The sequence below is a fragment of the Listeria aquatica genome, from assembly GCF_014223975.1.
GTDB classification, from domain to species: Bacteria; Bacillota; Bacilli; order Lactobacillales; family Listeriaceae; genus Listeria; species Listeria aquatica.
Genome location: NZ_JAARRM010000004.1, coordinates 1 through 23827, shown reverse-complemented (window position 1 = coordinate 23827; position 23827 = coordinate 1). Strand labels below are relative to the sequence as shown.

General features: G+C 38.4%; 30 protein-coding genes. 5 read left to right on the top strand and 25 right to left on the bottom strand.

Annotation, left to right across the window (positions count from 1 at the left end; all coding sequences use genetic code 11):
* Positions 1-36: 36 nt before the first annotated feature.
* A complete protein-coding gene (locus tag HB912_RS09840) occupies positions 37-693 on the bottom strand; it encodes a Crp/Fnr family transcriptional regulator (RefSeq protein WP_036071016.1) in 657 nt (218 codons plus the stop codon).
* A 177-nt stretch (positions 694-870) separates the two neighbouring features.
* Here HB912_RS09840 and HB912_RS09835 point away from each other — a divergent pair, with 177 nt between their 5' ends.
* A complete protein-coding gene (locus HB912_RS09835) occupies positions 871-1185 on the top strand; it encodes a hypothetical protein (protein WP_036070691.1) in 315 nt (104 codons plus the stop codon).
* Positions 1166-2389, top strand: a complete 1224-nt coding sequence (locus HB912_RS09830; RefSeq protein WP_185374210.1) for an MFS transporter — start codon at positions 1166-1168, stop codon at positions 2387-2389. The genes HB912_RS09835 and HB912_RS09830 overlap by 20 nt, the downstream gene beginning before the upstream one ends.
* Positions 2390-2443: 54 nt before the next feature.
* Here HB912_RS09830 and HB912_RS09825 read toward each other — a convergent pair whose 3' ends face one another.
* The 14 genes from HB912_RS09825 to HB912_RS09760 all read right to left on the bottom strand — a co-directional run bounded on the left by HB912_RS09825 (position 2444) and on the right by HB912_RS09760 (position 15103).
* The gene (locus HB912_RS09825; RefSeq protein ID WP_185374208.1) at positions 2444-3256 is read right to left on the bottom strand and encodes a sugar phosphate isomerase/epimerase family protein; all 813 of its coding nucleotides are present in this window, start codon (positions 3254-3256) and stop codon (positions 2444-2446) included.
* A 408-nt stretch (positions 3257-3664) separates the two neighbouring features.
* The gene (locus HB912_RS09820; RefSeq protein WP_185374206.1) at positions 3665-4081 is read right to left on the bottom strand and encodes a PTS sugar transporter subunit IIA domain-containing protein; all 417 of its coding nucleotides are present in this window, start codon (positions 4079-4081) and stop codon (positions 3665-3667) included.
* Positions 4082-4095: 14 nt separating this feature from the next.
* Positions 4096-5091, bottom strand: coding sequence for an SIS domain-containing protein (locus HB912_RS09815; protein ID WP_185374204.1), 996 nt, complete (start codon positions 5089-5091; stop codon positions 4096-4098).
* Between the two features lie 20 nt (positions 5092-5111).
* Positions 5112-6188 (bottom strand): SIS domain-containing protein, encoded by a 1077-nt coding sequence (locus HB912_RS09810; protein WP_185374202.1) that lies wholly within the window; start codon positions 6186-6188, stop codon positions 5112-5114.
* Positions 6189-6200: 12 nt separating this feature from the next.
* Positions 6201-7022: a PTS system mannose/fructose/sorbose family transporter subunit IID gene (locus HB912_RS09805; RefSeq protein WP_185374199.1), complete on the bottom strand. Its 822-nt coding sequence runs from the start codon at positions 7020-7022 to the stop codon at positions 6201-6203.
* On the bottom strand, positions 7003-7830 hold the full coding sequence (locus HB912_RS09800) for a PTS mannose/fructose/sorbose/N-acetylgalactosamine transporter subunit IIC (protein ID WP_185374184.1): 828 nt from the start codon (positions 7828-7830) through the stop codon (positions 7003-7005). Before HB912_RS09800 ends, HB912_RS09805 begins: the two co-directional genes overlap by 20 nt.
* Positions 7831-7851: 21 nt before the next feature.
* Entirely contained in the window at positions 7852-8319 is a 468-nt protein-coding gene (locus HB912_RS09795) for a PTS sugar transporter subunit IIB (protein WP_185374182.1), read from the bottom strand.
* A gap of 22 nt (positions 8320-8341) precedes the next feature.
* A complete protein-coding gene (locus HB912_RS09790) occupies positions 8342-9043 on the bottom strand; it encodes a GntR family transcriptional regulator (protein WP_185374180.1) in 702 nt (233 codons plus the stop codon).
* Entirely contained in the window at positions 9040-9789 is a 750-nt protein-coding gene (locus HB912_RS09785) for a GntR family transcriptional regulator (RefSeq protein WP_185374178.1), read from the bottom strand. The genes HB912_RS09790 and HB912_RS09785 overlap by 4 nt, the downstream gene beginning before the upstream one ends.
* 243 nt (positions 9790-10032) lie before the next feature.
* Positions 10033-11256 (bottom strand): MFS transporter, encoded by a 1224-nt coding sequence (locus tag HB912_RS09780; protein WP_425324773.1) that lies wholly within the window; start codon positions 11254-11256, stop codon positions 10033-10035.
* Between the two features lie 119 nt (positions 11257-11375).
* Positions 11376-11849 (bottom strand): MarR family transcriptional regulator, encoded by a 474-nt coding sequence (locus tag HB912_RS09775; RefSeq protein ID WP_185374176.1) that lies wholly within the window; start codon positions 11847-11849, stop codon positions 11376-11378.
* A gap of 98 nt (positions 11850-11947) precedes the next feature.
* Entirely contained in the window at positions 11948-13969 is a 2022-nt protein-coding gene (locus HB912_RS09770; protein ID WP_185374174.1) for a DUF6270 domain-containing protein, read from the bottom strand.
* Positions 13970-14127: 158 nt separating this feature from the next.
* Positions 14128-14370, bottom strand: coding sequence for a hypothetical protein (locus HB912_RS09765; RefSeq protein WP_185374172.1), 243 nt, complete (start codon positions 14368-14370; stop codon positions 14128-14130).
* On the bottom strand, positions 14351-15103 hold the full coding sequence (locus HB912_RS09760; protein ID WP_036070716.1) for a MurR/RpiR family transcriptional regulator: 753 nt from the start codon (positions 15101-15103) through the stop codon (positions 14351-14353). The genes HB912_RS09765 and HB912_RS09760 overlap by 20 nt, the downstream gene beginning before the upstream one ends.
* Before the next feature lie 206 nt (positions 15104-15309).
* Between HB912_RS09760 and HB912_RS09755 the strand changes: the two genes are divergently transcribed.
* The gene (locus tag HB912_RS09755) at positions 15310-16635 is read left to right on the top strand and encodes a 6-phospho-beta-glucosidase (RefSeq protein WP_185374171.1); all 1326 of its coding nucleotides are present in this window, start codon (positions 15310-15312) and stop codon (positions 16633-16635) included.
* Positions 16636-16691: 56 nt separating this feature from the next.
* Here the strand turns inward: HB912_RS09755 and HB912_RS09750 are convergent, their stop codons facing one another.
* On the bottom strand, positions 16692-17123 hold the full coding sequence (locus HB912_RS09750; RefSeq protein ID WP_036070722.1) for a universal stress protein: 432 nt from the start codon (positions 17121-17123) through the stop codon (positions 16692-16694).
* A 147-nt stretch (positions 17124-17270) separates the two neighbouring features.
* Here HB912_RS09750 and HB912_RS09745 point away from each other — a divergent pair, with 147 nt between their 5' ends.
* Positions 17271-17723 carry a MarR family winged helix-turn-helix transcriptional regulator gene (locus HB912_RS09745; protein WP_185374168.1) on the top strand — a complete coding sequence of 151 codons (453 nt, stop codon included), beginning with the start codon at positions 17271-17273 and terminating at the stop codon, positions 17721-17723.
* A gap of 11 nt (positions 17724-17734) precedes the next feature.
* A complete protein-coding gene (locus tag HB912_RS09740; protein WP_036070732.1) occupies positions 17735-18094 on the top strand; it encodes a Lin0512 family protein in 360 nt (119 codons plus the stop codon).
* 35 nt (positions 18095-18129) lie between these two features.
* Here the strand turns inward: HB912_RS09740 and HB912_RS09735 are convergent, their stop codons facing one another.
* From HB912_RS09735 to HB912_RS09695, 9 genes are all read right to left on the bottom strand, one after another.
* The gene (locus tag HB912_RS09735; RefSeq protein ID WP_185374166.1) at positions 18130-18612 is read right to left on the bottom strand and encodes a methylated-DNA--[protein]-cysteine S-methyltransferase; all 483 of its coding nucleotides are present in this window, start codon (positions 18610-18612) and stop codon (positions 18130-18132) included.
* A gap of 13 nt (positions 18613-18625) precedes the next feature.
* Positions 18626-19438 (bottom strand): Cof-type HAD-IIB family hydrolase, encoded by an 813-nt coding sequence (locus HB912_RS09730; protein ID WP_185374164.1) that lies wholly within the window; start codon positions 19436-19438, stop codon positions 18626-18628.
* An 83-nt stretch (positions 19439-19521) separates the two neighbouring features.
* Positions 19522-19677, bottom strand: a complete 156-nt coding sequence (locus HB912_RS09725) for a hypothetical protein (protein ID WP_185374162.1) — start codon at positions 19675-19677, stop codon at positions 19522-19524.
* Positions 19678-19697: 20 nt separating this feature from the next.
* Positions 19698-20045 (bottom strand): hypothetical protein, encoded by a 348-nt coding sequence (locus HB912_RS09720; protein WP_185374160.1) that lies wholly within the window; start codon positions 20043-20045, stop codon positions 19698-19700.
* Positions 20042-20695 (bottom strand): ATP-binding cassette domain-containing protein, encoded by a 654-nt coding sequence (locus HB912_RS09715; protein ID WP_185374158.1) that lies wholly within the window; start codon positions 20693-20695, stop codon positions 20042-20044. Before HB912_RS09715 ends, HB912_RS09720 begins: the two co-directional genes overlap by 4 nt.
* The gene (locus HB912_RS09710) at positions 20692-21351 is read right to left on the bottom strand and encodes a hypothetical protein (protein ID WP_185374156.1); all 660 of its coding nucleotides are present in this window, start codon (positions 21349-21351) and stop codon (positions 20692-20694) included. The genes HB912_RS09715 and HB912_RS09710 overlap by 4 nt, the downstream gene beginning before the upstream one ends.
* A gap of 687 nt (positions 21352-22038) precedes the next feature.
* Entirely contained in the window at positions 22039-22851 is an 813-nt protein-coding gene (locus HB912_RS09705; RefSeq protein ID WP_185374154.1) for a hypothetical protein, read from the bottom strand.
* Positions 22852-22922: 71 nt separating this feature from the next.
* Positions 22923-23321 carry a hypothetical protein gene (locus tag HB912_RS09700; protein WP_036070740.1) on the bottom strand — a complete coding sequence of 133 codons (399 nt, stop codon included), beginning with the start codon at positions 23319-23321 and terminating at the stop codon, positions 22923-22925.
* A gap of 159 nt (positions 23322-23480) precedes the next feature.
* Positions 23481-23827 (bottom strand): WxL protein host-binding domain-containing protein (locus tag HB912_RS09695; protein ID WP_185374152.1); only part of this gene is annotated, 347 nt, incomplete at its 5' end.

Genomic DNA, 23827 nt, shown 5'->3' with positions numbered 1-23827 from the left:
ATTTTAAAAATGGAGAAGCTTTTTTGATTAGCCTTGTTAAAAAATAATATGTTCTTCTAGCAAACTTAAATTAGTAATGACGAGTTGATTTTTCGTAACCTTAATCACATTTTCTTGCTTAAGCTGCCGTAAAATGCGACTTACACTACTCGCTGAAGAGATCCCACAAAACTTCGCGATTTCTTCATTGGTTACTGGAAAGTCAATCACGATTCCATCCTCTGTCTCCACGCCGAAAAAGTCATACAGCTCATAAATTTGTGAACAAACCGCTCCAATTTTCCCATTCATCAGCATCTGTTGCATTTTTTTCATCATATAGAGTAACCGGTGCCGGTAAAATTCTTTCACATAATGTTGCAGTTCAGGACTATCATTAATGTCCTTCCAAAATTGTACGCGATTGATTCGGTAAAATTCTGCTGAATCTGATTCAATTCGGATGTTATAAGGGGCATCAATGAACTGCGAATACTCATCTTTTAAAATCGAAACGATTTCTGATTCTTGAATGTAGCGCAAGTTAAACTCCCGACCATCGTTTGAGATGACGCTTGCTTTCACGATCCCCTCTTTTAAAATGTACGTATAACAATCTTCAAGTCCTTCGTAAGTTAAATATTTATGATACCCCTTTTTAATGACCGGAAAATCATTCTCTTCCACATAGTTTCTTAACACACGATTATCCAACTTTTCTTCCCCGCCTTTTTGATCCGCTACAAAAAGCATATAAAAAATCCGTTCCCAAGACATTAACATTTGTTACTAAAATCTGTTACTTATAATTTTACACATGAAGTGTGCTTTTCGACAAGTCTTTTTCGCCTTATACTGAGAAACATATTACAAAAGAAAAGAGGAATACCAATGAACATTTGGATGAGCACGATTGTTGAACGTCTCGACACAGCTTATAGTAACAGATTCGATTCAAAAGCAGCACTGATTTTCTTAAATGATGCGTATCAAAGCGCTATGGAACTGATGCGAGAGCTTACGATTCGGGAATCACCTGAATCTAGAGAATTCCTGAGACTCTTCATGACGACAAGAGATTTATTTGTGGAGCAGCTCGTTGATCGTTATCCATCAAACTACAATGAAATCGCTGCAAGAATTGAAAAAATCAAAGCGCTACAAAAGATTGGGGAACGGGATTCTTATGCCAGAAAAGCTATTTAATAAATATTTTATTGGCGTGACGATACTTAATTTCGTCGTCTATCTTGTTTACTACTTACTGATGGTCATTATTGCCGTAATTGCACAAGATGATTTGGGAGCCAGCATGAGCGAAGCAGGATTCGCTTCTGGGATTTACATTATCGGGACTCTTTTGGCACGTTTATTAATGGGAAAACAAATCGAGCTCCTCGGCAGAAAATTTGTACTGCGCATAAGCTCCTTGTTTTATCTTGTCACGACCATCTGTTACCTTTTCATCCCTAGCCTTGGCGTTTTATATATCATCCGTTTCTTAAACGGATTCGGTTATGGCGCCATCTCCACTGCTACAAACACGATCGTAACAGCATACATTCCACAAGCTAAAAACGGGGAAGGCATTAACTATTACGGCTTAAGCACGAGTCTCGCTGCTGCTGCTGGACCATTTCTTGGCATGTTACTTTTAAGTGCTACAAATTTTGAATTTATCATCTGGCTATCCATTAGCTTGATTTTAGCGGTTGCGATTGCTTGCTTCCTGTTTCCAGTAAAAAATATTCAACTATCAGCGGAACATAAAGCAGCGATCAAATCTTGGAATTTCAACAGTTTCATTGAAAAGAAAGCCTTATTTATTACTTTCATCGCTTTTTTGATGGGGCTTTCTTACTCGAGTGTCCTTTCATTTTTATCTTCTTACGTAAAAGTCATCGATCTCGTTTCTGCGGGTTCTTTTTTCTTCGTCGTCTATGCGCTTGTCATTACATTCACACGTCCTGCTGCAGGGCGAATCTTTGATGCAAAAGGGGAGCCCTATGTGATGTATCCAAGTTATATTTTCCTTGCGCTGGGCTTACTTCTACTAGGTATAACCTCTAACAATTTAACGCTTCTTATCTCCGGTGCCTTTGTCGGGCTCGGTTATGGAACTTTTATGTCAAATGGGCAGGCGGTTTGCTTGAAACTTGTGAACACACACCGGATTGGCGTTGCGCTTTCTACTTACTTTATCGGTTTGGATTTAGGACTTGGCGTTGGGCCGTATATCATGGGCATTCTTAAAAACGCAACTTCCTTTAGAGGGCTTTATCTCATCGCAAGCATTATTCCACTCGTCTGCGCGCTTCTCTATTTTGTGAATCATAAAATGAAACACAAAAAATGGGAACATGCTGAAGCACCACTTAAGAAGATGTCATCAAATGAAGAAGGTATTTGAAAAAACAGATGTGGGAAAACTTCCCACATCTGTTTTCATGTTCCTTGGAGGATTTCATTTTTCATCCCAAATTTTAATTTGTTTTAAGGAATCGCGATAATAGTTGGTTAAAACTTCCAAATAGTTTCCGCCTTTTTCAGCTGTAAACGGATCTGGACCTTCGGCCACCATTTCCATAATAATAGGGCCTGTGTAATCCACTTTATGCAAAGCTCTTATTTGCGCTTTGATATCTGCATGCCCATTTCCGACAGCTTGGCGGTTTGAATCTGCTACATGATACATCCCTAATTGATTGCCTACTTTTTCTAGTGTAGCAACCGGATTTGTTTCTTCGATATTCATATGGTAGGCATCCAGCAAAACGAATAACGAATGACTATCCACATCGCGAATTAGCCGCAAAGCTTCTTCCCCTGTTACAATTTGGTGATTTTCATAGCGATTCAATACTTCAAATACGACCACAATCCCCATTTTTTCTGCTTTTTCCGTGACGGCTTTTGTACTTTTCACAAGTTGCTCCCAGTCGCGTGCTCTATCTCCGCACCCTCTGATTTTTCCAACTTCACCGTGCAAACAAATTTTGGGCACTCCAAGCTCAAAAGCCCAGTCCAACAACTCCAAAAAATAGTTTTCTGCTTGCTGACGAATCTTTTCATCACTAGATGCAATATCCACATTGTTCGGTGTGACGGAAAGAATTTTTAATTGATGCTGCTTTAGTAATCGTGCCAGTTCAACTGGATTTTGCGTGAGATCCCCGTCAACTTCAACACCGATTACACCAATTTCATTTGCTAATTGACACTTTTTTTCAATCGGGATATCACCAAAACTCCATAAACAAACCCCATAATCCCGCATTTCTATTCCCCCTTTTTGTTTTCATTTCACTTTTAGGGTAAACTTATTGTTATGCTCAAAAAGTAAGCCCTTACAAAAAAGTATACCGCATTCAGTTGAGAATAGCACTCCCAAATTTAGAGACGCGAAACTCCTATTTCTTGCATATAATTTTGGGTTTAAAGAAGAGATAGATCACCTTCCCTAAAAACGAGGCGATTAGCTTTTGATATTCTTGACTGGCTAGCGTCTTTTCGCCGTAAATCAAAATTTCATACCAGACTTGTTTTTCCTAAACTCCTAAACCTGTACCATGGAAATCATGACGAGGGAACAAGGCTGATCATAATTATGTCCTGCCCTTTTTCAGGGTATTAGAAAACGAGAGCCACTTTCAAAGAAAATTCCTTGAAAGTTCTCTCGTTTCATTTAAAAATCGTCATCTTCAAATTCTTTTGGTGCTACGTAACGGTAAATCCCGGTTTTCCCTGTCTCAAGTACCTGATTCGTCAAATCTGTTAGTGAAAATAAATCGCGACTGATTAAGGCTTCGAGTAACATCGGAATATTCGCACCCGTTAAAAGCTCCGCTTGCATAAACTTATCCAGATTTCTGACTAAAACATTAAAAGGAGTGCCTCCCTTTAAATCTGTCAAAAATAAAATGCCTTCATCCACATTTAGCTTGGCTACTTCATGTTCCATTTTAATGGCTAAATCTTCTGGCGTTTCCCCAACATCAAAAAATGTATAGCCGACATTTTCTTGTTCCCCACAGATCATTTCAGCTGATTGAATCAACTCACGTGCAGCATTTCCGTGCATACAAACAAAAACTGCTTTCACATTTGCCACACTCCTTAATATTTCAATTGACGATAATAACGTCTGATTTCCATTGGATGGCGGTTAATTCTTTCGATGTGTACGTCAATCCGGTTGTTTACTGCATGGAGAATAAACGGCGAAAGCGCTCCTCGGAATTTTTCTGAGATCCCGGGTACGTCATAGTCTTTAGCATCAATAACGGTGTAATTCCCGCAAATTTGGGGAATGAAATTCACTACTCTTTCACTCAATGAGCGCTGGCTATCTTCTGTCACATAAATCGTAACCGGTGTGTCACGCTCCACAATTTCAAACATGCCATGGAAAAATTCATGCGCTTCAATTGATTTTGTCTTGAGCCAGTGCTGTTCTTCCCAGTAACACATTGCGTAAGAATAAGTCGCGCCCCACTGATTTCCTGCCCCAACAAAATAATGCATATCATCGTCATGGTGAGCTTCTGCGAAAGCTTGTCCAAATTCGTCAGCTGCTTTTTCCACTTCAACAATTCCCTTTGCAAAATGAACATCCATTTCTGCATAAAATTCTTCATAGTCTTCAAATTCGCCAGCAAGCTGCATCAAACGGTCTCCCACCATAAAGAACTTCAATTGTTCATTTAGCGGATAAGAAATCAAATGGTCTACCATACGAGCTAGTGCCGCTTCCTTTTCATCAATAAAGCCTAGTACTGTAGCACCAATTTCGTTGCATTTTTTAACAGCAGCCACAACCTCCTCAGTACTCCCAGTGACCGACGAAATAATCACAAACGTGTCTTTCGTAATTCGCTTATTCCCAGTTGTCAAAAAAACAGCGGCATTTTCATAAAAAATTTCCATGCTTGATTTTTCTTTCATATGCACAACAGCTTGCATCGCCGAAGCGTAAGTGCCCCCAATTCCAAGCCAGCATACATTTTGAAACCCACGTTTATAAATCGCATCCACAACTTCATTAATTTGTGGTCGAAGTTTCAGCGCACCTTCCATATTTTTTAATGTCGCTTGTTCGTCAAATTTCAACATTTTCATTCCTACTTTCTTTCTTAAATTTTTGAACCCGTTATGCGGTCGAACTCTGGATAGGCGGAAATTTCCAAATTGATTCCTTTCCACTGTGAAACTTTATAAGATAGTAAATGCACTGGGATAGTAGTAAAAAGTGATGCAAGATACTCACTTGTTTGAACGCCGAGCATCAGATCCCGAGCTTGTCTTTCTTCCACTTTATCTGCGTAAATCGTATATAACGTTTCCACATGCCCTGCCAAAAATTGCTTCAATTTTTCAGCACGCCCTTCGAGTTTCCCGTGAGGTTCGATAAAGAAAATGCGATCCGTTTTCGCTAAACCAATATAAGGACCATGCATGTATTCTTCTAATTCTTTACCAAAAGCAGAAATCCGTACCGTTTCCGTGATCTTCGTCTCGCCTTCTCGCGCAACGCCGTAAGTACTTCCATAACCAACAAAAATCATTCGTTCAGCTGTTAAAAATTCTTCTTTGAATCCTTCAATCCACCGTTCCGCTTTTGCAATTACTTCTGGCAATAAACGAGCGATTTTGCTCATCTCATCCAGTTCCTTTTCGTAGTCTTCCGTGTGCAGTCGTTTCATTTGACGCGAAAGCTCCAGCGCTAATAAATCCAAAATGAGAATCGTCGCACTATAACCAGCTGTGACATAAGGCATTTCTTCCACTCCCATGCCCATCCCAATCACATGCTTCGCTTTTTTCGCAATTGGACTTTCGAGGTCACTCGTCAAAGTAAAAACTGTCCCGCCATGCTTTTCAATTTCTTCCACAATGTGAATCGTTGAGTAACTGTGACCGCCTTGCGAAATAGCCAGATATAGCGTCTTTTGATTCAAATGCATCATATAATTAGCTGCAAAAGAAGGCTCCTCAATATAAACAGGAATCTGCAATTTACTTGCCATATAAGGTTGTGCTGCAAAAGCGGCATTTGAGCTCGAGCCAGTTGCAAAAATAACAATGGACTCGTAACTGGCTAATTCCGTAGCAGATAGCTGTGTTATTTCCTGCAAAATATCATTTCTATTTTGCAAAATGTTTTGATAAATAGTTTGTTCGAGATTGATATAATCTTCCATACTTTTCATCTTTTCACCCACCTATTTTAGTAAACCTGTATAAGCACCTAAGATACCAATTGCCGCAATCATCAATAAAATCCAATGGGCTTTCAACCCTTTTTTATCTAGCCAGAAGATAAAGAGCGTAAATAACAGCGGTAAAATGCCTGGAACAATGCCATCAAAAATACTTTGAATGCTTACGGCATCTTTTCCAGTTCCAAACTTAAGCGGCATTTCAAGCGTTACCATCGTAGCAACCATCGCTCCAACTACGCTTAGCCCAAGTACAGACGCCCCGTAAGAAAGCTTCGCCATCAGCCCAGTTTTTTGTACTTTCTCGATAAAGCCAGCGCCGATGTTATATCCGATAAATAGCCCATAGTAACGTGCAGCAATCGCTGGAATGTTAAAAATAAGCAAGAATAAAATTGGACCTAGAATATTTCCTTGTAAAGCAAGCGAAGTGCCAATCCCAGTTGCAATAACTCGAAGTGTGCCCCAGAAAAACGAATCTCCTAACCCGCTAAGTGGACCCATTAGTGCTACTTTAATATTATTAATGGAATCCGTTTCAAACTCAGGATCTTTTGCTGACTCTTCTTCCATGGCTACAGAAATCCCAAGTGGAAATGTGGAAAGCCAAGGTGTCACGTTGTAGAACTCTAAATGACGTTTATAAGAAGCGATTCGCTTTTCTTTATTGCCTTCAAAAATTTTATCAAGCGCGGGAAGCATGGCGAACGAGTAACCTAAGTTCGATTGTCGCTCATAGTTCCAAGCCCACTCCATCGTAAAAGAGCGCCAAAAAACTTTCATTAAATCTTTTTTGGTGAGTGTTTTAGAACTCTTCATCTTCATAGTCGATTCCTCCCTCTTTAGCAAGTTTTGAATCTGAATCTTTCGAATTTTGATTCGTTTGTTTATCATCCTTAAATGCTGCATAGCCAGTTAAAATAAGTGCAAGACAAGCCCCAAAAATAGCAACTCCTGTAACTGGAACTTTTAAATAGACAGCAAGTGCGAATCCAAATGCGAAAAATACGGCATTCTTTTTGTTGATCATCAGTTTAAGTAGCAAAGCAAAACCATAAGCCGGAAGAAGGCCTGTCGCGATCCCAAGACCATCAATCACAAATTGCGGAATTACATCCAAAATGGTTTTAATGACTGAGTTCCCTGCGATAAATGAAAAGGCTACGATCAAACCAATAGGTAGGTTAATGGAGAAAAATCCACCCCAAAGCTGCATTCGGTCAATCCCTTTTGAATTCCCTTCCTCCGCGTAGCGATCTGCTTTATGAACGAAGTAAGGTAAGACAAAAATAAAGCAAAGGTTTTTAAGGATGAGAACAAGTGATGCAATCGGAATTCCAAGTGCTAATGCAACGGCGGTTCCTTTACCTGCTGCAATGGCAAAAGCTGTTCCAAGAACGCTTCCGGAAATAATTTCTGGCGGGATAGATGCTCCGATAGAAAACGCTCCAACAAAAGCAAGTTCAAGGGTTGCCCCCATGATAATCCCCGTTGTAACATCTCCCATGATGATTCCTGTAATGGTACACGTCACGAGTGGACGTGACAACATCGAGGAACCAAATAGATATTCCGCATTAGCAAGCATTGCTGTAAGCCCTAATAGAATAGCTATAATGATATTGTTTTCCATGAACTTTGTTTCCTCCCTCTTTTATGCTTCAAATGAAATCTTTTTTTCATTTGGAACTTGTTGAATAAATACATCAATCTGTTTCTGCTTTAATTCCATTAACTTCGCTACTTCTTCGGATGTTAAGTTCACTGCCTTCGAAAAATTCTTCGTTCCTTCGCGCTGTTTTGTTCCACCTAAATTGAGTAGCGAAATTTGTCCGTTAACGCCTTCAATTAATTTGTAAGCGTCATCAACAGATTCCACAACGATAAGCATCTTATATTTATCGGTCACACCAGAATTGATCGCTTCGATACTGTCTGCAATGCTTTTCATCACTAGTTTAGCGTCATCTGGTTTTGCAAGCCGGATGGCAGATTTACGGAAATCATCCCCAGCCACACTGTCATTGGCAACTAAAATGGTATTTACATCCAGAGCACCGAACCAAGATACGGCTACTTGTCCGTGAAGTAAGCGGTGATCTACTCGCAAGAATTCAATCATTTTTCTTCCTCCTCTAAAACGATTAGTTAAAGTCAATCATATATTCAGTTAACATCGCATTTTCATAGCGATAGCCTACTGCTACTAGGGAATTTGTGTCGTCGTAATAAACTGTGCTCAATTTGACGACGGGTGTATCTTCATCAATTTGCAGGTATTTCATTTGTTCTTGAGTACTTTTAACAAGTTGAAGTTCCTGTTCAAGCGCAAATAGTGCCTGCCTGCCAGAATTTACTAACTCCAAAATACTTACAATTTGTAAATCCTTGACTCTTAAATCAGGATAAAGACTAAGCGGCAAAAGCAAAATCTCCATCTGATGTGCATCCTTATTTTTTTGAAGCAGACGAATAAAATAAAGCAATTCATTTTCTTTGATTCCGAACTTTTGTGCATAAAATTTTCCCGCTTTACGCATATAAAAGTCTTTAATTTCTCGAACTGCTGACTCAGCAGAACCGCTTTTCATCACACCTGTCATTTCCAAGATATTTTGCGTTGTTAGCTTTGGTTCCACGTACAATCCAATGCCGTTTTTACGAATCACAAGCTTTTCTGCTACTAAGAGGTCAACCGCTCGGCGAATCGTTGTCCGACTACTTGAAAAAAGCGATTGTAATTCTTTTTCGCTCGGCATGAGCATTCCTGGCTTATATTCTTCCCGTTCAATTTTCTCTTTCAATTCGTCTGCAATTTTTTCAAATAAAGGTTTTTTCTCGCTCATTGTTCTTCCTCATCTTCCAAATAATCAAATATGTTTGTCGCGTTGATTTTATAAGTGACTTGATTTCCAATTAAATATTGTTTGCTGTACTCGACAGGCTCATCGTTTTGGTCGAAAGCCTTACTGGTGACTTCAAATAGAGGTGTATTAAGCGGCACTTCCAGTAATTCTGCTTGACCTTGATCTGCACGAATAAAACGAATTTCCTCGCGACCATACGTAGGTGTTATCCCAAACTGCTCTTTTAAAGCACTGTATAGCGACTTGTTTTCAAAGTTCAACACTTCAATTCCAGAAAATTGTTCGGCATTTAGATATGAAATTTCATACATAAACGGTTGACCATCAATGAATCTTTTTCTTTTAAGCTCAAAAAGTTTTTGTTTTGCCGATAACCTTAAAAATAAATTTATTTCTTTTTGTCCAGCTATTAGCCCGCTACCAAGAACTCGGATCGACTGCTGCTGATTTTTATTGTTTAGCTGCTCGCTCATCGAATTCATAGCTAACAAATTAATAGTTTGCTTCTCATTAATTTCCATACCTTCACGGTTATTTTTCTTGATAGCGCCTTCTTTTTCAAGCACATCAAGTGACCGCCTTAGCGAGGTTCGGCTTATCCCAAGTTCAATCCCAAGTGTTCGTTCAGACGGAAGTTCTTTTGTCCCAAACGCTATTTTTTCTTGGATAATGGCTCGAAGTTGCTCTTCTCCAAGGACTGATGGTGATAAATCTTTGTACTCCATACGCAAAGCACCCTTTTCTGGTATCTTTTACTAAATAACACGTACTTCTCAATCCCCATAACTCCTTGAAATCTGTTTAATCATTTTTAAAAAGATACAGGTTTATCGTTTTTTAATACCAATGTTATTGTAAACGTTTTCAGCTCAATAGTCAATACCTTTTCTAAAATTAATCCATAACCCTTCAAGTGATCCACATTCAAAAAAGCCAGCCAAACTTGCCTGGCTGGCTTTTTTGAATCCTTAATTTTTTTGTATTTCACTAGTATTTTGCCGAGTGAAAATGGGAATAGCTAGTGAGATCAGTAAAACTCCCATAATGGCTGGTGCTGTGTGACCGAATAACACATAGATTTGCCCGCCAATTACCGGTCCAATGATTCTTGCAAGAGATTGTACTGATTGACTACTTCCCTGGATGCGCCCTTGCTCTCTTGATGAGACAGACTTCGATAAGATCCCATTAAAAGCGGGACCAAATAGTGAATCTCCAAAGCCAAAGATAAACATTCCTACAACAAACAATGGGGCAAATTGGAAGATCGCAGAACTCGCAATAAAAGCATATCCTAGCACATCCAGAATTAAACCGAACTTGGCAATCTCTGTGTCACTAAATTTCTTCAACAACTTAGGCATAACTAGTCCCTGAGCAACAATATCTTGAATCCCCATAATCGAAAAGGTAAGACCAATTAACACCGGTTGCCACTGGAAAGTATCTTTCGTAAATTGAGAAAAAATAGCTTGAAGTGAACCGTTGGGGATCCAAATCAAGAGCCCTGCAATAAATAAGCGCGCAAGTTGCTTCATAGAAAAAAGATGAACAAGTTGCGTAAAGGGGTTCAGTTGACTCCGCTTGATTCTCTTTAATCGCTTTTCTTGAGCAAGGCTCTCCGGAATGTATAAGATTCCGAAAACAAAATTTAAAAAAGTAACAATCGCTCCAAAAAACATGGGCGCCGCATATCCAAAATGAGTCAATAAGCCGCCTATTGCTGGACCAATCGCTACACCAGTGCCAAATAAGGCACTGACCCAGCCAAAATATTTAGTCCGTTCTGAAGCAGGGGTAATATCCGCAAAATAAGCAAATAGCGTACTAATACTTCCCCCTGTAATCCCCTCAAGGATTCTTCCCAGAAATAGCACCCAAAGAGCGCCGCCAATTCCAAAAATCAAGTAGCCCGCTGCCGATCCTAAAAGACAAACGAGTAAAACAGGTCGTCTTCCTAGCCGGTCACTTAAAGCTCCAAGGCTTGGAGAAGCTAAAAACACACAAACTGCGTAAACAGAAGTTAGGGTCGTGACGATAAATGCTTGGTTTGCAGGTGTTGTCACATAAGGGGCAACGAGAAAAGGAATAACTGGTGTGATAATACTTAAACCTAACCCGCACAGAAAAATAGAGATCAGCCCAAAAACAAGTGCCTTTTTTTCTGGAACGGAAGGTTGGTTTCTTTCAATTTGTAGCAATATAATTTCTCCTTTTTTGTTTCTTTGTCAACAAAAATCATAACTCTATTTTGTGTCCTTGTCAACAAAAAATAAAATAAAAAAAACAGCATTTAATTTGCCGTCTTCTTTTACTCGTTTTTTGATTTCGTTTTCTGTTTATTCATTTCCTTATCTAAATGTTGATTATAGCGGTCAACAAACTTTAACATTCCCTTTAATTCTTGCCTTGTGATACTATCGAATACAGGCTTATCCCGTTCTTGAAATTCCTGATGAAGCCTAGTATGAATTTGATCCACTTCACGACCTTTTTCTGTCAAACGAAAATAAATTTCCTTTTTATTTTCCGGCTTTTGATAACTTTCAATTACTCCTTTTTCTGTCAATTTTTTTGTCATTTTACTCATTGCACTTCTCGTCATGTAAAAGGCTTCAGCAAGTTTAGTGACATTCACTTCATTATTTTTCCCAATAAATTCTAAGCAATGTACTTCCGCTGGTTTATAGCCGCTGAGACTGTTCTCCATTTTACTTTTATTAAGCCAAACTAGCTTATTATACACGTCTCGGAATCCAGCTAAAAGACGTTCTTCGTGATTCATGAAGTTTCCTCCTCTCAAATCCATATTCTTATTATAATAGAATTTTGTTTCCCATTCAACAAACCAAAAAAAGAGGGGAATTGCTTCCCCTCTTTCCACTAATCTCGAAAAGAATTAGTCTGATCAATATAAATCATTTCTTTCAGTAGATCTTTATAGTAGCCTGATTCGAAATGAGAAAATGAATGGCCAAAAGGATAATAAAAATCACCGATATAACCTTTGTTCGAAAAATCAATAACACGAACATTCGGAGCGACAGATAAGAAATAGTTATTTAGTCTATCCCAAAGAAGCTGTGCCTTTTCAATAGCCATTTTGTTTTTATAAGCAATTACTTTTTGATTTTCATCATAATATTTATAAGTAAAGCCGCCTTTATTTAAAATAACACGTTCCTCGGGAATGATCTTTAGTAGCTTTGCCAAAAATTCATCAGCATGTTTCTTCCAAACCTGATAAAAAGCCTCATCATCAGTATGGTCAAGAATTTCTCGACAAGGAATCACGTCAAATAGCGGTGAACCTTCTAAAATATAACTACCGGTTATCGCCGATTTCTCATCAAGCCAAATAATTGGTCGAATCGCATCTGGATATAAATCAATTAGAAAATAATCAGGCTGTGCCTCATGAAGTCGCTCAAAGAAATCCTTTCGGAAATCATCTTTCACATTTTCAAGTTCTGTTTTCGTAAATGTATCCGCATATTGATCAAATGGGATCCCCTCTGAATAAGCCGGCGTCGTTGCACTAATAAGTGAAGTGTGCGTTTGTGTAAATTGAATATTGAAAAATGACTTATAATCTGGATTAAAATATGGCGAAGTATTAAAAGCATTTCGGCTAAAGCAAGTCCCCATTACAACAAGATTCTTAGGTTCTTGCTTAATAATCGGAGCTGCGACGAAACGAATGGTTAAATCTCCCATCCCGTTTTTCATCAAACGTGCACGATACTTTCCTTCGTTCACCAAGTCAAACTTCGGTTCAAATTCAATCTCATCTGAAACAAAAATAGGCAGATCAATACCTTCACTTGTACGTATAAAGCCATCCCATTTTTCATCTGGCTGATAAGTCTGAAGCGGGTAGAGCATTTTTTTAGAAAGTTTGACCTGAAAAGATCGAAGTTTTTTCGTAATGGGCTGAACAGTTTCTTCAAGATACTCAAACGTTGAAAATTTAGAATCACGCCGCTTTAACACAAACTCAATCGGCGAAATATTTCCCGAAACTTCAAAACCAAAAGAAAAAACACCTAGTCGTTCTTTAAAAGTTACTAATCTGACCAGTTTATGAAGTTCTTTCCGGTAATAAAAAGATAAACGCTTCGAACCTGTCACATAAGACTCTAATGAAGACCTAAAAGGCTCCTCTAGCAAGAACTTGTGAGGAATATCTTCCGCCACGCCGGAATGTGTTTCAATATGTGCAAGCTTTGAACCTGTCCACTTTGATCGCAACTCAATAAACGTATCAATATTGTTCGTCTCATCAATCAAAAATTCTTCAGAAAAAGAGTCTACTGGAAGAGCAACTTGGATTTTCCCATTTGCAACCTTTCCAATCGGAAACGACTCACGCTGCTCAAAAAAGTTATAAATCTCAGGTCTTGAACGTCTCTTCAACCAGAAGACAGCATCTAGACCTTCCACTGAATACTCAGAAGTCACACGAACATCAAGCTGTAGTTTTTTAGTATCAAAAGAAAATTGTTGCAAAATCGCTTGGAAGGGTTTCGGACGACTGACAAAAGTTAATAAATCTTCAGCAAATTGAAAAGTAAAACTGTGTAACGAATCATCCACAGAAATTGTTTCAAATGAAAGAGGTTGAGCTACCTTCAACAAAATATCTTTATTTTTACTTCTGCAAAGAAAACGCCATTCTGTTTCCCGATCAGTCAACGAATGTTGAAGAACCAGTTCAAGTGGTAAATGAATTTCATAACCATCTTTTACTTTTTGAAATTCAAGCTCAAACTTTCTTGCAGGTCGAAGAAACTCTCTCCGTTCCTTATAAAAGATTAGAACAGAATCTAAAGCGATTTTCTTCGAAATAAGAATTCGCCATCCTCTTTTTACTTCATCTAAAGAGATTTTTTGCGCTACAATCATGCTATTCTGTCCTCCATCTATTTTAATACTTTAAGATTAATTGTAGCATTATTGTTCGTTTTTTAATAATACTTTGCTCTTTTTCACACATCATATTCCAATTCTTTTTCCGCATTCAAACGGCGTTTGGACAGCTTCTCGATCAACCACTTTTGCCCCTATTCAGAGCCCCGAACGCCTTCAAACTCCCCGTCACTTCTCTTCAATGAATTTTCAAGCAAGTGAACTAAATTTTCTAGCATCGCAAATTCCTGTCCGCCAAGCTTATCCGGTAAAACCACGAGCGTACCATGGGACTTCCCATCTTCAATAAATAGATATGGATAGTTGCTAAATAGCAAATCTACTATAGCAACAAAGCCAAAAGTTTTACAACGACTTTCAGTCAATAGTTTGATCAATTTGACTGCGAATTTCTCGCGCGATGCATTCAATCGTATAAAGTGCAGGAAGCTGAGAAGTAATATTTGCCTCTTGATACATTTCTTTGTTGATATAGTAGGCAATATTCGCATCGGAAAGTCTCGCGATGCTTGATTTTGAACTATTCGTAATGGAAATGACTTGGCACTTTTGAGTTTTGAGTTCATGGATATAGCGAATAATATCTTCATTTTCACCATCGACAGATAGCGCAACTAAGCAAATTTTATCCGAAAGCTTATCCGAAAGATGATAAAATGGATGGTTCAGTGGGTCTTCGATATGGAGGGCCAAAGTGAACAAGGATGAAAAATATAGTGCTCCATATTCTGCAATAACGCCTGATGAGCCAATTCCTACAAACAAAACGAGCTCCGATTGACGCAAAATCGAAACAGCATCCTGAAGTTGTTCTTGAAACTCTTCTCCTGCTGTTCGTTTTAAAAAGTCGATATAGGTCGTTTCGTCTGACATGTCAATCGCAATCCGTCGCCGCTTTTCTGCGTAAAGCTTCAGTTTCACGCGAAATTCAGAAAAGCCACTACATTTAAATTTACGACAAAAACGCAAAATGGTCGTAGTGCTTACATGTGTCTCATCTGCTAAATCACGAATTCGCATATAAACTACCTTTTGAAGGTTAGCGGTGATAAAATTATAAATTTCTAGTTCGGTATCATTTAATTCTACGGATTGTTCTAAAAATAACAAAGTCATCCCTCCACTCGTTCATTCTATCATGTAACACCTCGTTACTCAAATGTAACAAATTCCAACTTTAAAAATAGCTACCTAAAGTCCTGAATCGACTAGCTTTTCCAAACAATTCTTTCTATACTGAATTTGTAAAGAACAGCTGTTACGAAAATAGAAAGCGCAATCATTGGATTGTGTTTTAAATACTGGAGGTAAAAATAATGAAAAAAGATGGTATCAAAATCGCAACGATTGGTGGCGGATCGAGTTACACACCAGAATTGATTGAAGGTTTTATTAAACGCCAAAATGAACTGCCTGTTCGTGAACTTTGGCTTGTAGATGTGGAAGCAGGGAAAGAAAAACTTGAAATTGTGGGGAATTTAGCCAAACGAATGGTCAAAAAAGCTGGCGTAAAGATGGAAATCCACTTGACGCTTGACCGTGAAGAGGCGCTAAAAGATGCAGATTTTGTCACAACGCAGCTTCGGGTCGGTCTTCTTGACGCTCGTGTTAAAGACGAACGGATTCCAAATTCTCACGGAGTTGTGGGGCAAGAAACGAATGGTCCCGGCGGTATGTTTAAAGGACTTCGGACGATTCCAGTTATCCTTGATATTTGCCGCGATATGGAACGGCTTTGTCCGGATGCTTGGTTAATTAATTTTGCGAATCCGGCAGGAATGGTGACAGAAGCCGTACTTCGCTACAGCAATCAGAAAAAAGTTGTGGGACTTTGCAATGGGCCAATTGGGATTGAACGCAATATCGCAGAAACGCTCGGCGTAGATCCTTCTGAGATCTATGTAGAATTTGTTGGCTTAAATCACATGGTTTTCGCCAAAACGGTTTATTATCAAGGGAAAGATGTCACACGTGATGTGGTTTACAAAATGACGGAAGGCGATTCAGGATCGACGCTTAAAAATATTAATGCAACTGGTTGGGATAAAACCTTCTTGCGTACGCTTAACATGATTCCGATTGATTACTTGCGCTATTACTGGCAAACAAAGCAACAACTTGAAGATCAAGCGAAAGCTTATGCCGAACATGGAACACGTGCAGAAGTTGTGAAAAACGTGGAAGCGGAACTATTTGAACTTTATAAAGAAGAAGAACTGGCTGAAAAGCCCAAACAACTTGAGCAACGCGGTGGGGCTTACTACAGCGAAGCGGCTTGCAACTTGATTAATTCGATTTATAATGACAAGCGTGATATTCAAATTGTCAATACACGTAATAATGGTGCGATTCTTGATATTGATCCGGATTCTGCAATTGAAACCAATTGTGTGATCACTCGTCAAGGGCCATTTCCACTTGCAAGTGGGCATCTTCCTATTGCGATTAATGGGATTGTTCAAGAGATTAAGACGTTTGAACGTCTTACAGCGGAAGCTGCAGTAACTGGGGATTATGACAAGGCGCTGCTTGCGATGACGATTAATCCGCTTACACCAAGCGATGCGGAAGCCCGTATTTTGCTTGATGAGTTGCTCGAAGCGCACAAGGATTACCTTCCGAACTTTTTCAAGGAAGTTTAGGAGTCAGAAGTTCAACTAAAAACCAGCTAGGCGCATATGCCTAGCTGGTTTTTCTTCTAGCGTGCAATCAGTGTATCTACACCCGAATGCGCCAAAATATAGGTAGAAATGCTGCCTAGTACGATTTTCTCCACTTTGTTTAGTCCAGTAGCTCCCGCGACAATTAAATCTGCGTGAAATTCTTCTGGAATGTCTTTTGCTAGTATGGTTTTTGGATTTCCGCTTTCTACATAAGTGACAATTTCTTTGATGTCAGCAGCTTCCGCGCGATCCCGGTAGCCTGCAACACGTGCCCTCGCTTTTTCTTTCGCACGCTCTTCGAGTGATCCATCATAAGAAATATTTGGCGAAAAAGAACGTAAATCAACAACACTTGCAATTCCGAGTGCTGCTCCGTACTTTCCAGCTAGTTCAAGCGCCTTTTTGAAAGCTCTATCTGCCTGATCTGAACCGTCTACGGCGACTAAAATTCGTTGATAATTTTCCATTACCCCTACCTCCTCCATTTGAGTTCCTTCATTTCCTTTACCCAGAAATTGTCTTTTCTACCCTTTTTTAAGAAAAAAATAAATTTCTTTTTTCGAGAAAATAAGGATATGCTATACTAAACGTATCGAATAAAAAGGGGCTAAAAAATGAATAATGAAAAGCAACTCAATCAACAAATCGCCATGTTTTATTTTGCTTATAAAAGTTTTTCGGATTCTCTTGATGCAATCACTTCATTCCACGGCCTTTCGCATCTACAACACCGGATTCTTTTTTTCGCAGAACAAATTCCTGGAATGACAACGAGTGAGCTGATAAAGATTCTAGAAATTAGCAAGCAAGCACTTGCGAAGCCACTTCGCGAGCTTAAAGAAAAGGGACTGATTTATGTTGCCATAAGTGAAGAGGATCAGCGAAAGCGAGCACTTTTCCTTACTTCAACTGGCATTCATCTGATGCGTGATTTAAATCGTCAACAGCAAAAGCAGTTTTCTGAAGCTTATAAGCAGGCGGGCGATCCAACTGGAGCTGCTTTTGCCGCTGTTTTGAAAGAATTTGCTAAAGATCGCCCAGGTATGTCTTTTATTGATCAATTTTAGGAGGTTTTTTGATGGAAAAATTACTTTTTATCCAAACGGGATTTGGTGTTGATGTTCATGGTCAGAATGTAACAAAAGCTGCCAAACGTGCTGTAGAGAATGCCATCTACCATAACTCAATGCCCGGAATTGAAGATTTGCTACCTAATCAAGATTTAAACAATATGAAAGTTCGTATCAAGCTTGCTGTCCCTACTGATAAAGACGCACTTGACAAAGAGGCGGTCAAAGAATTAATTCCTTACGGCACGGTTGAAGTTGAAGTAATGGATGGAGGCATGATCACAACAAGCGGCATTTTCCTTGCTGAAAAGGATGACAAAAACGAAATGATGTATATCGTTAATGCTTCTGTTGAAACTGGCTATTAAACAAAAATAAACCGAGGGGCTCTTAGCTTCTCGGTTTATTTTTGCGCTTTTTCAAGTGCAAGTAATGCCGTTTTCATGTCTAGCCCACCCGCATAACCTGTGAGTGAACCATCTTTTCCAATCACTCGGTGGCAAGGGATCACAATCCAAATGGGATTGGCGCCAATAGCCCTTCCAACAGCACGGACTGCTGTTTTCCTCCCAATTTTTCCAGCAATTTCGCCATATGTTGTTGTATGCCCATATGGAATTTGTTGTAAAGCTTGATAAACACTTTTGGAAAACGGTGTGGCTTCCAAATCGAGCGGAAAATCAAATGTTTGACGCTTTCCTTGATAGTAATCAAGCAGCTGTTGCTTTTCCACTGCAAGCTTTGCTTCGTCATATTGCAAATCTTCTTTTGGTAAATGTCTTTTTTTCCAGCTTTTTAATTGGTCAAGACTATTTCCAATAAAACAAACACCTGTCTTTGTTTTCGCAAGGACAAGCCCTTGTTCCTGCATGGTACCATAAAACATTGTCTCACCTTCTTTATTTGTAGAAATAACTTCTTAAAAAGTGATAGACTCCATCACGGTCATTGGATTTTGTTACAGCATCCGCACGCTTTTTCACAAAATCATCCGCGTTTTTCATCGCCACGCCGACACCTGCTTCTTGAAGCATACCAAGGTCATTTTCGCCGTCTCCAGAAGCAATCACATTTTCCGGTTTCACATTAAGTTCTTCAGCAAGTTTACGAACAGCCAAACGCTTGTCGTGTCCTTCTGGAAGAAGCTCAATATTGTTCGCATGCGAAGACAAGCAAGTGACCCCGTTTACCTTTTCGAGAAGCTCGCGTACCGCTCCAATTCGTTTAGGACCATCTTCTTCAATAACGATGCCATTAACGATTTCTGGAATAACCTGCAAAAAATCCGTTTCTCGCTCAACAAGCTCATAGCTCGGAGCAGCAACCCGTGCGGCAGCATCACTCGTTTTCCGCAATCTTTTTCGTTCCTTAGTAGAATAAACCACATTTTCTGAGAAAAAGGAGACGAGCATATCCTCACTTTGACAGACTCGGTAAACCTCAAGTAGCACTGCTGGCTTAATTTGTGCTTTATAAAGCACCTTCCCACTTCCTGATATTGCAATAGAACCGTTCGAAGCAATGACACCTGCTTCTTTATGAACAGATTCCGCAAAAAAACGAGCCATCGTAAAAAGGCGACCTGTAGCCACAGCAAAATAATGTCCATCCGCTATTAAATCCTGTAAAATCTGCCGGTTCTTCTGCGAGATCATTTGGTCGCTTGAAAGAAGCGTCCCATCTAAATCCGAACAAATCAAATGTTTTTCCACGTTTTCTCCCTCTTTGTTCCCGAAATTCTCTTCTCTTTTATTGTAACGGGAAACGTAGAGTTTGTATATGGATTTTATGCGTTTTACTGTAAGTGAAGCGAGTAGTCAATGATTTGATTCGCTGTTTCATCAATACACCGATAATGTAAATAGAGCTCCAGTTTTTCGGTTATTGATTGATAAAAGCTAGGTAAAATCGGAATTACCATTTCGTATTGGCCATCTTGGCCAGGATTCAAATGGATCTGAGTTCCCCATTTCACCGTGTGATCATTTTTTTCAAGGGTTCATAAGAAACCGGAATACTCGTTGCAAATGCTTGATTCGCCAAGTAAAATCCATCCAATTTCACCTCTAGTTTTTTATCAGAATAATTGGTTATACTAAGCTTGAACTTTTGATAAGTTAGCTCTTCTTTCCTGAAGGTGTCCGTTTGATTTGCTTTGATAATCAATCCATTTTCTGTTCGGATGGGCTCATTTTTTGCAAGTTTTATAGTTTGAAAATGAACAGATTGAGCAAAAGAGTGAAGCTTGTAGAAACGAAAACTAGCAAGACCTGCAAGGACTAAAATGAATAAGCTAAGCCAAATATACCTTTTTTTCACGCTTCAAACTCCTCTTCTGAATAAATTTTACCTGCTTCAAAGAAAAATAGCTTTGTGCAAACTTCTTGCAAAAATTTTTCATTATGGCTTGTAAGCAGTACACATTTACGAGCATTTTTCCACTCGGAAATTAATTCAGAAAGTAGCTTTATTCCTTTTTTATCGAGTGCATTAGTAGGTTCATCTAAAATAATGAGTGAAGGATTTTCCATGAAAGCTTGGGCAATCCCTAATCGCTGTTTCATGCCAAGTGAATAATCTTTTACTTTCATTTTACTATTTGGCTCTAATTCGACTCGCTCCATTGCTGAAATAATTTCATCTTCTCCAATTTTATTTTGAACAGATGCAAGCAATCTCAAATTTTCTTTTCCCGTATAGTATTTAACAAATCCAGGATATTCAATGATAAATCCAGTATCTCGCGGAAATTCAATTTCTTGATATAATTTTTGCCCATCTATTTCAATACTTCCAGTATCTGGCTTTAAAAATCCTAGTATCATTTTAAACAAGACCGTTTTTCCTGATCCATTTGCACCTTGGAATCCATAAACTCCCCCACTTTCCATTTCGCAGGAAAAGTCGGAAATAATCGTTCTTTTTTTTAGCTGTTTACTGATTGACTTAATCGAAAGTGTTCTCTTCATTCATACAACCTCACTCTAAAATAGGATTTTTTTAGCCATATAACTAAGAAAAATATAAGAACGACCCAAATGGCTAGATATATTGTATCTGTCGTTTCCCAAACACGATCCATTCTTGCTCCCATGGTGTAATTAACGAGGGAAAAATAAGAAGGTTGGAAAACTGAAAAAAAGTAAATAGCGATGATGCAGGTAAAGACATAAATGCTGGATAAAAAAAATAACAAGCAAAAAGCTAAAAGAGACACTAAAAAATTAGTGATTAAGTTAAATAATACATGCATGACTATGTCTTTAGAAAAGGAAAAAGTAACCACGTATAAAGCCAAATGATAAAACAGAATCAAGCCAAAAAAACTAATAAAATTCGCATAAAAAAGGAGCCTTGTAGTTTTCACACGTCCTAATAAATAGCGATCTATGGAATGGATGGTCTCTGCAAATAAGTCTAAAAAAAGAAAATAGGGAGCCCATTCGAAGAGTAACCACACAAAAGGAATTTCAAAAACAGAAAGGTCTGTTTCTATATGGATTCCTTTAAAAATTTCGCTATAGCTTTTAAAGAAAAGGGCGGCGATTAGAACAGGAAGTACAAATCCCAGAAAGTGCCTTCCATTTAGCTGAGAGAAGTTACGTTTTATAAGCTTTATGAACATTACCGCTCTCCTTTCCTTGAAAAGAGTTTTGTAAATTTGATGGATTCACTATAGCAGATAATGAGTAGCACCAATACACCCCAAATTAATCCTAGATTAGGCCAAGAATAAATCTCCATTAAATTAGGTCTTTCATCAAAATACCACTTATCCGCAAAAAGCGAGGTTCCATTAAACCTATTTATCCAAAAATCTTCAAAAAACAAATAGCCAAACAAAACGAAAAAGGAGATAAGCGAATGATGACATAGCCGTGTCAAAAACTCAAAGCAAATTAATAGGAAAAAAGTAAAAAAGAAAGTATTGATGACTAAGAAAAGTAGATTGATACTCACTTCTTCATTTTCTAAAATAGCAGGAAGTGCGACGCAAAACTCTACAAAGCAACAGAAAAACGCAAATAAACCATTACACATAATTTGTACTACAAGTAGAAAACGGTTTGTTCTAAATCTTGCAAGAAAAAATTCCGATGTGTTTCGGTGTAGAAAACCAAAACTCATATAAAGAAAGGGTAAATAAAAAAAGACAAGATATCTTTTGCTGAAAAAAAGTTCTAAACCTCTATCTTCTGGCTTCTCGCACAGTAAAAAAGTATTGCTTAAAGAAAGAAAAAGTAAGAAACAAGCAATAAGGAACCCTCTCTTTTTCTCAAGCGCGAAAGAAGTAAGCAGCACTGTTTTTAATTTATCCATCGCCAAGGATCTTCTTTCTATAAAGGAAATAAAAAATAGCTATAAGTAAAAATGGCGCGAAAAAAACTAATAAGGGAGAAGGCCTACTTGCTGAAATCGACATGTTCAGAAATTGAGCTGGGGTCCATGCTACTGAAAGATCCAAAATTGCAGACAAAAAGCCCACCATTGTTTGTATTAAAAAGGGAAGTAGTAAACAAATAAAGCGACTCGAAATATAAACGGAAAATAATGCGGCAAGTGTTGTAAATAAGCTAGCATACAAACTGGCTAGAAAAATATTAACACAGGTTGCTAAAAATGGATGATAATAGAAAAGTGAAGGAAACATAAATGTATAAATTCCACGTCCAGCATTGTCTAATGCAAGATAATCATGAAACTTGAAATCTGGCCAAATGAGGAAGAGGCTTAAAAAATCCATCATTAAAATCACGAAGGACATGAAAAAACCGATCAATAAAGAAGCACGAAAAAATAAAAGGGCATAGCCTTGATTTGAAAGCTTATATCTTGAAAAATAATGGAATCCGGATTTTCGGTAGTCAAAATAAACAGAAACCGTTGGAATGGCCACCAAAATGGGGAGTAAAATATAAAGAAACGTTCCATAGCCATCGCCATTTTCGTTTCCGATCCACATCGTATAAGGACTTAAATAAAAATCAAAGGAACGGATATTAAACGTCGCATGTAAAGCCGTTTCCAAATTATGAAGAATATTTAAAAATGGAAAAATGATCATCAAGATTATTGATAGATAAAAATAAGGATTTTTAATATAGGCAATAAAGTAGTTTTTCATGCTGTCCCACCTTTTGGATTATTCCTAATCGACCATCTAGATTTTGTATCTAGATGGTCATCTTTATGTACTTAAATATCAGGTTGCCATGAGCCAGATGCCGTAGATCTGCTTCTATCCCAAAACCAGGTACGAAGCTTAAACTGAATATCTACCGAACAACCATAACCATAATTTTCAACAGCATAGTTAGGAAGTGTTTGCCCACCAATCCTTTGCTTTTTGTCGTATCCAGCATTGACTCCTTGCCTATTTGCTCGGGGCCACATATAAATATCACCTTTAGATTTTAAAGAACTCGTGTAGATTCCGTATGATGATTTCGAATATTTTCTTGTCTTTGGTGTGAAATCATATGGACTACTATGATAAAAGACATTTTTGAAACCAACCTTATAGGCTTCTGTATTCATCCCTCCGATTGACAGCAGTACTACTAACAGACTCATAATAACCAGTAATTTTTTCACAATTTATGCACCTTCATGTTGTTTATTGAGATTTTTTTCTCATACGCAAAGCATAGCATGAAAAGCGAAGTGAAAAATTGACAATATTGACAATTTCTCCTTACAAATTTGTCACATATAAAAAACCGAGCTTGATCTTAGCTCGGTTTTTTTCATCTATTACTCCTCTTCCTTTTTCTTGCGTGATTTTCTGCCTAATAAATACACGCCGATCAGAAGAAGAAGGACAAGAATCACGCCGCCAATCACATACCACATCGTGTAGTCGTGTTCTAGTTCGACTGCCTTGTCGTTCCACTTGGTGGCTTCCTCTCGTTTGATTTCAAAGTTCTTTGTAAACGTCCATTTTTCCCCGCTCCCCCATGCCGTTAGATGAAGCGTATATTTCCCAGGTTTAAACGCCTGATTGTTCCAGTTCACTCCATAATTAAAGTTGGAATTTGGCGCAAGCCGCATGTTTTCCTTCTTTTCTCGGAATAAAACCTGATCTTTCCCGCGTTTTGTCA